This window comes from Pseudomonas sp. PA-6-3C (assembly GCF_021605825.1).
In the GTDB taxonomy this organism is placed as follows: Bacteria; Pseudomonadota; Gammaproteobacteria; order Pseudomonadales; family Pseudomonadaceae; genus Aquipseudomonas; species Aquipseudomonas edaphica.
The window spans coordinates 23,561-33,913 of sequence record NZ_WKDV01000057.1; the positions used below are offsets into that span (position 1 = coordinate 23,561).

Below are 10,353 nucleotides of genomic sequence, written 5' to 3' on the forward strand. Positions count from 1 at the left end.
CCCAGGATTTTGGGGCCGCTGCGCAGCCCAGCGGGAGCAAGCTCCCTCGCCACGCTGCAAGCCAGTCAGTGGGCCAAAAACTTGCTCAAAAACTGCTTGGTCCGTTCTTCCTTGGGGTTGGCGAACAGTGCCTTGGCTTCGCCTTGCTCCACGATCACGCCTTTGTCGAAGAAGATCACCCGGTTGGCAACATCGCGGGCGAAGCTCATTTCGTGGGTGACGATGACCATGGTGCGGTTTTCTTCGGCCAGGCTGCGGATGGTCGCCAGCACTTCGCCGACCAGCTCCGGGTCGAGCGCCGAGGTGGGTTCGTCAAACAGAATCACCTCCGGTTCCATGGCCAAGGCACGGGCAATCGCCACGCGCTGTTGCTGGCCGCCGGACAAACGCCGTGGGTAGGCGTCTTCCTTGCCGGCCAGGCCGACCCTGGCCAAGAGCTTGCGACCGAGCGCGGTCGCCGCCTCGCGCGGCATCTTCTTGACCACGATCGGGCCTTCGATGACGTTTTCCAGCGCGGTGCGGTGCGGGAACAGGTTGAAATTCTGGAACACAAAACCCACATGCTGGCGCAAGCGCCGCACCAGGCCTTGCTGCTGGCTGAGCGGTTTGCTGCTGTCGATCTCGATATCACCGACCTTGATGCGACCGCTGGTGGGTTCTTCGAGGAAGTTCAGGCAGCGCAGCAAGGTGGTCTTGCCGGAGCCGCTGGGGCCAATGATGGCGACCACTTCGCCTTCCTTGACCTCCAGGTCGATGCCGTTGAGTACTACCTGACCTTTGAATTGTTTGGTCAGTTTTTCAACCACGATCATGCTCAGGACTCCAGGTCATGCCGGTTGACCCGGTCTTCCAGGCGATTTTGAAAGTGCGCCAGGATGCTTGCCAGGATCCAGTAGATCAGGGCGGCGGACAGGTACATGGTGAAGATTTCGAAAGTACGCGCCGACACCAGCTGTGCCTGGCGGAACAACTCCGGCACCTGGATTGTGGCGGCCAGTGCCGTGTCCTTGACCAGCGAAATAAAGCTGTTGCCCAGCGGCGGCAAGGCCGTGCGCATGGCCTGCGGCAGGATGGCCCGGCGCAGGGTTTGCGCGCGCGTCATGCCGATACTGGCGGCCGCTTCCCATTGGCCGCGTTCGATGGAGCTGATCGCGGCACGCAGGATTTCACAGGCGTAAGCGGCCATGTTCAGCGAAAAGCCGATCATGGCCGCCGGGATCGGATCCAGCTCGATGCCCACTTGCGGCAAGCCGTAGTAGATCAAAAACAGCTGTACCAGCAAGGGCGTGCCGCGAAAGAACGACACGTAGACTCGGGCGGTCCAGCTTAGAAGCTTGAAGCGCGACAAACGCATCAAGGCCAGGCCGAAGCCCAGCAGCAAGCCGAAAAACATCCCGCCGAGGCTAAGAATCACCGTGTAGTACGCGCCCTTGAGCAGAAAGGGCGCGGAGTCCAGCGCGAGTTGGAAACCTGCTTCCATTATTCAGTGACGTCAGCGTTGAAGTACTTCTCGGACAGCTTCTTCAAGGTGCCATCGGCGCGCAGCTTGTCGAGGGCCTTGTTCACTGCGTCGAGCAGTTCTGGCTCACCTTTGCGCAGGGCAATACCGGCTTCCTGACGGGAGAAGGCATCACCGGCAGCGGCGGTGTCCGGGGCTTTCTTGGCGTATTCCAGAGCGGCCAAGCGGTCGATCAGGATGGCGTCGATACGGCCAATGCGCAGGTCCTGGAACTTGGTTGGGTCATCGTTGTAAGTCTTGATGATGGCTTTGGGTTGGTTGTCCTTGAGCCATTGCTCATAGTTGGTGCCCAGGCCCACACCGACTTTCTTGCCGGCCAGGTCGTCGGCGGTCTTGATGCTGTCGGCGTTTTTCTTCAGCACCAGCGCCTGGATACCGGACACGGTGTAAGGCTTGGAAAAGTCATACTTCTTCTTGCGCTCCTCGGAGATGGTCACTTGGTTGACCACTGCATCCAGGCGCTTGGATTCCAGGGCGGCGAGGATGCCGTCCCATGGCGTGGCCTGCAGCTTGACCTTGACGCCCAGCTCTTTGGCCAGCGCTTCGGACAGCTCGACTTCAAAGCCGCTGAGCTTGCCGCTTTCATCGACAAAGCTGAACGGCGGGTAGGTGCCTTCCAGGCCGATCTTGATCTCGCCCGCCTTCTTGATGGTGCTCAGCTGCTCGCCGGCGATGGCTTGGCCCATCAGACCAGCCCCGAGTGCCAAGCCCAAAGTGCCAACCAGCAACGTGCGACGCAATACAGAAATAGTCATGAACAGCCCCTGTGTTTTTTATGTTGAGCGAAGCAGGTGACGCAGTAGTCGTATCCTGCCTTAAAGCGCGGTGCGCGTCTTCGCCTTCGGCGCGACTATAAAGCGAGTTTTTAAGACTTGAAAATAATATAAAATTAATTTGATATTTCTTTTTGGACTATTAGGTTGATCTAATGTGGGAGCTGGCTTGCCTGCGATAACGGTGTATCAGCCAACACATTTGTAGCTGACGAACCGCTATCGCAGGCAAGCCAGCTCCCACATTTTGATCGGTGTTTATTCAGTTAAGCACCGAGTCATACGCAAACAACGCCGGTGCCCCGCCGGTGTGCAGGAAAATGATCGGGCCGTCCTCAAACCGCTGACGCCCGATGCCATCGAGCAAACCGGCCATGGCCTTGCCGGTGTAGACCGGGTCCAGCAGCAAGCCTTCCTGGCTGGCTAACAGCTTGATCGCCGCCAGGGTGCCGGCGTTCGGTTCGCCGTAGCGCGGGCCGAAATATTCGTCCCACAGGATCACTTTGAAGGCTTCGGGAATGTCCACGCCCAGCAACTCGGCGGTGCGTTCGGCCAGGCCCTGTACTTTCGGGAACTGGGCTTCTTCGGTGCGCGACACGGTAATGCCCACCACCGGCAGGTCCGGCAGCACTTCACTCAACGCCAAGGCGAGGCCGCTATGGGTGCCCGCGCTGCCCGAGGCCAGCACCACGGCGGCGAACTCGATGCCGCTTTCTTCGATCTGCCCGGCCAGCTCCAGCCCGGCGCGCACGTAACCCAAGGCACCCAAGGCATTGGAGCCGCCAATAGGGACGAGGTAGGGCTTCTTGCCGTTGCTGCGCAGGCGGTCGGCGAGGGCGTTGAGTTGGTCGTCGACGTTATCGAGGTTCTCGACCAATTCCACCTTTGCGTCGAACAACTCCAGCAGCAAACGGTTGCCATTGCCCAGATAGTTGGGGTCTTCGGTGCCGGTAGGGTTTTCCAGCAGCGCCACGCAGCCCAGGCCGAGCTTGGCGGCCAGCGCGGCGGTCTGGCGCACATGGTTGGATTGGATGGCGCCGGAGGTCACCAGGGTGTCGGCGCCCTTGGCGATGGCATCGGCGGCCAGGTATTCAAGCTTGCGCAGCTTGTTACCGCCCATGGCCAGCGGCGTGGTGTCGTCGCGCTTGACGTAAATGTCCCTGCCCAGCCAGGCCGACAGCCGCTCGAGTTTTTCCAGGGCGGTGGCGCCGCCCAGCAGTTCCAGGCGGTTAAAACGGTCGAGCTGTTGTTTGATCATGGCGACATACAGTGGCTAAGTGATGGGGCGACTATAGGCAGGCACTTTTCAACCGGCAACCGCCAATCGCTTATGCCGGATAGTTCTTAGCATCACACCATTGGTTCTTAAGGGCGGCCAGGGTGCATACCGTAAAGTGATGGCCATTTCGTCAGGAGTGAATACCGTGAGTGAGCGTTCCAGTCATTGGCAATTACAGACCATCGTCAGCCAGCTGCGCAGCGCCCGGGACCAGTGGCGAACGCGCAATGGCCGCCTGAGTGGCGAACACGGTGGCCGCGAGTTGCCGTCCCGCGAGGCGGTGGCGCAGATTCTTGAAGCGTTGTGCGGCGCGCTGTTCCCGATGCGCCTGGGCCCGGTAGACCTGCGTGAAGAAAGTGAAGATTTTTACGTCGGCCATACCCTCGACGTCGCCCTGAATGCCTTGCTTGCCCAGGCCCGCCTGGAGCTGCGCTACGCCGCGCGCCAGGGTGCAAGGGATGACAGCGAGGTCGATGCCCTGGCCATCCGCCTGATCCAGGATTTCGCGCTGGCCTTGCCTTCACTGCGCAGCCTGTTGGACACCGATGTGCTCGCCGCCTACCACGGCGACCCGGCTGCGCGCAGTGTGGATGAAGTGCTGCTGTGCTATCCGGGGATTCTGGCGGTGATTCACCATCGCCTGGCGCACCATCTGTACCGCGCCGGGCTGCCGTTGCTGGCGCGGATCAGTGCAGAGATTGCTCACTCGGCCACCGGCATCGATATTCACCCTGGTGCGCAGATCGGTCCGAGTTTCTTTATCGACCACGGGACAGGTGTGGTGATCGGCGAGACCGCGATCATCGGCGAGCGCGTGCGCATCTACCAGGCCGTGACGTTGGGCGCCAAGCGTTTCCCGGCGGATGAGGACGGGCAGTTGCAGAAAGGCCACCCGCGCCATCCGATCGTTGAGGACGATGTGGTGATTTATGCCGGGGCGACGATCCTGGGGCGCATCACCATCGGCAAGGGCTCGACCATTGGCGGCAATGTGTGGCTGACCCGCAGCGTGCCGGCGGGGGCGAACATCACGCAGGCGAATTTGCAGCATGACGACGGCGCGCAGAAATAGTATTTGAGCCAAACACCGATCAACTGTGGGAGCTGGCTTGCCTGCGATAGCGGAGGACCAGTTGGCACATTTGTAGCTGACAGACCGCTATCGCAGGCAAGCCAGCTCCCACAGTAGTGTCCGCATTTCAATTCCGAGCCACTGAACGATTTGCCATCCCCGCCCGTCATACCAATCCTTGAGCTAGTGTAGGAATTGTCTACCACTCAGCCCTGCGATTAGTCCCAAACCGCCTACCTATGTTTAACTTGAATGCTCGTTCAAGTTAAACCCGGTGGTTCGCTGCCCGCTCACAACAGGAGGCTTACCTTTGCTGAGTCCGTTATTTACAGCCACATCACACACCTTCGGGGTGCATCGTTCATGAGTGCATCGTCCACCCCATCCAGCGGCCTGGTGCGCATGAATGCGCCGGTTTTCTACTTTGCCGCAACCTTCATTTTGCTGTTTGGCATCACTGTCATCGCTATTCCGCAACAGGCCGGTGCCTGGCTGCTGGCAGCGCAAAACTGGGCGGCCAACACGGTCGGCTGGTACTACATGCTCGCGATGACGCTGTATCTGGTCTTCGTGGTGGTCACCGCGCTATCGGGCTACGGCAAGATAAAACTCGGTGCCGACCACGACGAGCCCGAATTCAGTTACCTGTCCTGGGCCGGCATGCTGTTCGCCGCCGGGATCAGCATCACGCTGTTTTTCTTCTGCGTCTCCGAGCCGCTGACACACCTGGTGCAGCCGCCTCAGGGCGCGCCGATGAATGCCGATGCGGCTCGCCAGGCCATGCAGATCCTGTTTCTGCATTGGGGTCTGCATGGCTGGGGCGTGTTTGCCTTTGTCGGCATGGCCCTGGCGTACTTCGCCTACCGGCATAACCTGCCGCTGGCGCTGCGCTCGGCGCTGTACCCGCTGATCGGCAAACGCATCAACGGCCCCATCGGTTATGCGGTGGACGGCTTCGGCATCATCGCCACGGTGTTCGGCCTGGGCGCCGATATGGGTTTTGGCGTGTTGCACCTCAACTCCGGTCTCGACTACCTGTTTGGCATCGCGCATACGCAGTGGATCCAGGTCGGCCTGATCACCTTGATGATGGGCGCCGCGATCCTGGTTGCCGTCGCCGGCGTCGACAAGGGCGTGCGAGTGATGTCCGACATCAACATGCTGCTGGCCTGTGCGCTGCTGCTGTTTGTGTTGTTCGCAGGCCCCACCCAGCACTTGCTCAACACCTTGATCCAGAACATCGGTGACTACCTCGGCGCCTTGCCGACCAAGAGCTTCGATGTGTACGCCTACGATAAACCCAGCGACTGGCTGGGCGGTTGGACGGTGTTCTACTGGGCCTGGTGGATCGCATGGTCGCCGTTCGTGGGCCTGTTCATCGCGCGTATTTCCCGTGGTCGGACCATCCGCGAGTTCGTCTTCGGCGTACTGCTGATTCCGCTGGGCTTCACCCTGGCGTGGATGTCGATCTTCGGCAACAGCGCCATCGACCAGGTACTCAACCACGGCATGACCGCGTTGGGCCAGTCGGCCATCGATGACCCTTCGATGAGCCTCTACCTGCTGCTGGAAACCTACCCGTGGAGCAAGACGGTGATCGCCGTCACGGTGTTTATCAGCTTCGTGTTCTTCGTCACTTCGGCGGATTCCGGCACTGTAGTGCTGTCGACGCTTTCGTCCAAAGGCGGCAACGCCGATGAAGACGGGCCGAAATGGCTGCGGGTGTTCTGGGGCGCGATGACGGCGCTGGTCACCAGTGCCCTGCTGTTTGCCGGCAGTATCGACTCGCTCAAATCGGCAGTGGTGCTGACCTCGTTGCCGTTCTCGCTGATTTTGCTGCTGATGATGTGGGGGCTGCACAAGGCCTTCTACCTCGAATCGCAGAAGCAGATTGCCCAGCTGCATTCGCTGGCACCGGTGTCGGCGGCGCGCAAAGGCCGAGGCGGTTGGCGCCAGCGTTTGAGCCAGGCCGTGCACTTCCCGTCACGTGATGAGGTGTACCGTTTCCTCGAATCGACGGTGCGCCCGGCGATTGAAGAAGTGACGGCGGTGTTTGTCGAGAAAGGCCTGAATGTGGTGACTCAGCCGGACCCGTCCAACGACAGCGTCAGCCTGGAAATCGGGCATGGCGAGGAGCATCCATTCGTTTACCAGGTGCAGATGCGCGGTTACTTCACGCCGTCGTTTGCCCGGGGTGGCATGGGTTCCAAAGAGATCAACAACCGCCGCTATTACCGCGCGGAAGTGCACTTGAGTGAGGGCAGCCAGGACTACGATCTGGTCGGCTACACCAAGGAGCAGATCATCAACGACATCCTCGACCAGTACGAGCGCCACCTGCAGTTCCTGCACCTGGTGCGCTGACCCACCGATCGTTCCCACGCTCCGCGTGGGAATGCCGCCTGGGACGCTCCGCGTCCCGCCGCAGGGATGACGCAGAGCGTCAATGGATGCATTCCCACGCAGAGCGTGGGAACGATCAAATGCCCGCAAACCCGCGTAATTAAAGGCTTTCTTAAACTTAATTTCATTCGTGAACTAAGCGTTTTGACTCCGAACTGTCATCTGGCCACTGCGTAATTGTGTGAAGCGTTTGACGCTTTCATTTCAGAACAGTGACGGAGACCGGTAACAATGAAGACGTTAATAAGCCCCATGGTAGGTGCCGCCATGGCGAGCTTTATGCTGTCCGCCCATGCCGATTTTATCGACGACAGCCACGCCGACGTGACCCTGCTCAACCGCTATCTCAACCAGCAAGGTCGTGATGTGGTGGGCAGCAATGCCAAGGCGCATAGCGTGCGGGATTGGGGCCAGGGTTTCGAGTTCAACTTCAAGTCAGGCTACACCGAAGGCCCGGTAGGTTTTGGCCTGGATTTGCAGGCGTTTTACGGTTTGAAGCTCGATTCCGGTGGCGACCTCAACGACAAGGATCACCAGGGCCGTTACCCAGGCAGCATGTTCCCGTTGGACAACGGCAAATCCGCCGACCAGTTCGGTGTACTCAGCCCGACCTTCAAGATGCGTTTCGCCAAAGATGAACTGCGGGTTGGCACGCTGTATGGCAACAACCCGGTACTGGCCAACACCGACGGCCGCCTGTACCAGCAGACCAATACCGGCGTGCAACTGGTCTCCAAAGACCTCAGCGACTTCACCTTCACCGGCGGCGATATCTTCAAGACCAAGATCCGCAACGAAACCGGCGACCAAGGCATGATCACCGCCGGCGGCACCCGAGAAAGTGATCGCTTCCTGTTCGGCGGTGCGGATTACACCGGCATCCAGAACACCACCGTGAGCCTGTGGTACTCCAACCTTGAGGATTACTACCAGCAGTTCTTCCTCGGCGCCAAGCGCCATGACGCGTTGTCCGTGGGCGCCATTGACACCGACGTGCGGGTGTTCCGCAGCCTTGGTGTAGGCGCCAACGCCGACGGCGATAAAGACTTTACCGGCGCCGGTCTGTATGGCGACGGCACCAGCAAGGGCCGCATCAACCAAACCACCGCCAGTTTGCTGGAGAGCTACAGCCTGGACGGTCACACCGTCGGCTTGGGCATCCAGAAAAACAGCGGTGACAGCGACTTTCCGTACCTCGATTCCGGTCTCAACAGCGGCGACAACCGCCAAGGGCCGGGCTCAGGCGCAGACACCCCGGCGCTCACCAACATGCAGTTGAATAAATTTCAACACGCCGGTGAGCGCACTTGGCTTGCGCAGTACAAGTATGACTTCGGTAAGCTGGGCCTTACCGGCCTGACGTTCTCGGCGGCCTATGCCCACGGTGATGACATCCGCACCGTGCAAGGCACCACCAGCGAGTGGGAACGCAACATTGCCGTGGCTTACCAAGTACCGACCGGCACCCTCAAGGGCCTGGGCGTGACCTGGAAAAATGCCCACGCCAGCCCGGATATTACCGGTGCCACCGTTCAAGATGAAAATCGCTTTTATGTCAGCTACGTCGTTCCACTCTGGTAGGAAATTGCTGTAGAACGGAGCGGCAGGCTTAAGCGATTCAGCTGGTTAAAAGGCCTGGGAATAACCTTATTCCCAGGCCTTATTTGCCTACGTCCAAGAGAGGATTCGATGACTTACATTGCTGCCGAAAACCGCTATGAATCTATCCCGTACCGCCGCGTAGGTCGCAGTGGATTGGTGCTGCCGGCACTGTCCCTGGGGCTGTGGCACAACTTTGGCGACAGCACCCCGATTGACACCCAGCGCGCCCTGCTGCGCACTGCGTTTGACCTGGGGATCAACCACTTCGACCTGGCCAACAACTACGGCCCACCGTATGGCAGCGCCGAGATCAACTTCGGCCGTTTGCTGCGTGAAGACTTCAAGCACTACCGCGACGAGCTGATCATTTCCAGCAAAGCCGGCTGGGACATGTGGCCCGGCCCTTACGGCCAGGGTGGCGGTTCGCGCAAATACGTACTGGCGAGCCTGGACCAGAGCCTGCAACGCCTGGGCGTCGACTACGTGGATATTTTCTACTCTCACCGTTTTGACGCCGACACCCCGTTGGAAGAAACCGCCAGCGCCCTTGCCACTGCCGTGCAGCAGGGCAAAGCGTTGTACATCGGTATCTCGTCTTATTCGGGGGTGAAAACCCGCGAAATGGCGGCGCTGCTCAAAGAGTGGAAAGTGCCGTTGCTGATCCACCAGCCGGCCTACAACCTGCTCAACCGCTGGATTGAAAAAGACCTGCTGGATACCACCGACGAACTTGGCGCAGGGGTGATTGCTTTCACACCACTGGCCCAGGGTTTGCTCACCGACAAGTACCTCAACGGCGTGCCGGCCGATGCGCGGGTCAACCGCCCAGGTGGCGGCTCGTTGCAGGCCAAGCACTTGTCTGAAGCCAACATTGCCCATGTGCGTGGGTTGAATGAAATCGCCAAGCGCCGTGGCCAGAGCCTCGCGCAACTGGCCCTGGCCTGGACCCTGCGTGACCCACGGGTGACCAGTGCCTTGATTGGTGCGAGCCGACCGGAGCAGATCATTGAAAACGTTGGCGCGTTGAAGAACTTGAGCTTCAGCGCGGAAGAACTGGCGGAGATTGATCGGTTTGCGCAGGAAGGCGGGATTAACCTGTGGGAAAAACCGTCCACTGCTGAATAAGCTGGTACAACCCGGTCAAAAATGTGGGAGCGGGCTTGCCCGCGATGGCGGTGTGTCAGTCGATGAATGTATGGGCTGGTACGCCGCTATCGCAGGCAAGCCAGCTCCCACATTTTGATCTTCAGTGTGGCAAATTCATTCGGCAGTACGCGGTCAATGTGGGAGCCGGGCTTGCCCGCGAAGGCGGTGTGTCAGTCGATGAATGCATGGGCTGGTACGCCGCTATCGCAGGCAAGCCAGCTCCCACATTTTGATCTTCGGTGTGGCAAATTCACTCGGTTGTACTCGGCCAATGTGGGAGCCGGGCTTGCCCGCGAAGGCGGTGTGTCAGTCGATGAAGTAGTGGCTGGTCCACCGCTATCGCAGGCAAGCCAGCTCCCACATTTTGATCTTCAGTGTGGCAAATTCATTCGGCAGTACGCGGTCAATGTGGGAGCCGGGCTTGCCCGCGATGGCGGTGTGTCAGTCGATGAAGTAGTGGCTGGTCCACCGCTATCGCAGGCAAGCCAGCTCCCACATTTTGATCTTCAGTGTGGCAAATTCATTCGGCAGTACGCGGTCAATGTGGGAGCCGGGCTTG

The 10,353-nt window shown here is 59.7% G+C and carries 9 protein-coding genes; 5 read left to right on the forward strand and 4 right to left on the reverse strand.

The genetic code is table 11. The annotated features are described in order from the left end of the window. Positions 1-65 precede the first annotated feature (65 nt). The 4 genes from tcyN to GIW48_RS27030 form a co-directional block, all read right to left on the reverse strand. On the reverse strand, positions 66-812 hold the full coding sequence (tcyN, locus tag GIW48_RS27015; RefSeq protein ID WP_170039521.1) for an L-cystine ABC transporter ATP-binding protein TcyN: 747 nt from the start codon (positions 810-812) through the stop codon (positions 66-68). Positions 813-814: 2 nt separating this feature from the next. Then, positions 815-1,480 (reverse strand): cystine ABC transporter permease, encoded by a 666-nt coding sequence (gene tcyL / locus GIW48_RS27020; protein WP_017135731.1) that lies wholly within the window; start codon positions 1,478-1,480, stop codon positions 815-817. After that, positions 1,480-2,274: a cystine ABC transporter substrate-binding protein gene (gene tcyJ / locus GIW48_RS27025; RefSeq protein ID WP_177032365.1), complete on the reverse strand. Its 795-nt coding sequence runs from the start codon at positions 2,272-2,274 to the stop codon at positions 1,480-1,482. The genes tcyL and tcyJ overlap by 1 nt, the downstream gene beginning before the upstream one ends. A gap of 280 nt (positions 2,275-2,554) precedes the next feature. Continuing rightward, positions 2,555-3,550 (reverse strand): D-cysteine desulfhydrase, encoded by a 996-nt coding sequence (locus GIW48_RS27030; RefSeq protein WP_236460979.1) that lies wholly within the window; start codon positions 3,548-3,550, stop codon positions 2,555-2,557. Between the two features lie 166 nt (positions 3,551-3,716). Here GIW48_RS27030 and epsC point away from each other — a divergent pair, with 166 nt between their 5' ends. The 5 genes from epsC to GIW48_RS27055 form a co-directional block, all read left to right on the forward strand. Further along, positions 3,717-4,643, forward strand: coding sequence for a serine O-acetyltransferase EpsC (epsC, locus tag GIW48_RS27035; RefSeq protein WP_017135728.1), 927 nt, complete (start codon positions 3,717-3,719; stop codon positions 4,641-4,643). A 402-nt stretch (positions 4,644-5,045) separates the two neighbouring features. Beyond that, on the forward strand, positions 5,046-7,007 hold the full coding sequence (betT, locus tag GIW48_RS27040) for a choline transporter BetT (RefSeq protein ID WP_169986756.1): 1,962 nt from the start codon (positions 5,046-5,048) through the stop codon (positions 7,005-7,007). Between the two features lie 291 nt (positions 7,008-7,298). Next, positions 7,299-8,627 (forward strand): OprD family outer membrane porin, encoded by a 1,329-nt coding sequence (locus tag GIW48_RS27045; RefSeq protein WP_017135726.1) that lies wholly within the window; start codon positions 7,299-7,301, stop codon positions 8,625-8,627. 108 nt (positions 8,628-8,735) lie between these two features. Continuing rightward, positions 8,736-9,773, forward strand: coding sequence for an L-glyceraldehyde 3-phosphate reductase (gene mgrA / locus GIW48_RS27050; protein ID WP_017135725.1), 1,038 nt, complete (start codon positions 8,736-8,738; stop codon positions 9,771-9,773). 198 nt (positions 9,774-9,971) lie between these two features. After that, the coding region (locus GIW48_RS27055) for a hypothetical protein (protein WP_236490686.1) at positions 9,972-10,353 on the forward strand (382 nt) is incomplete at its 3' end.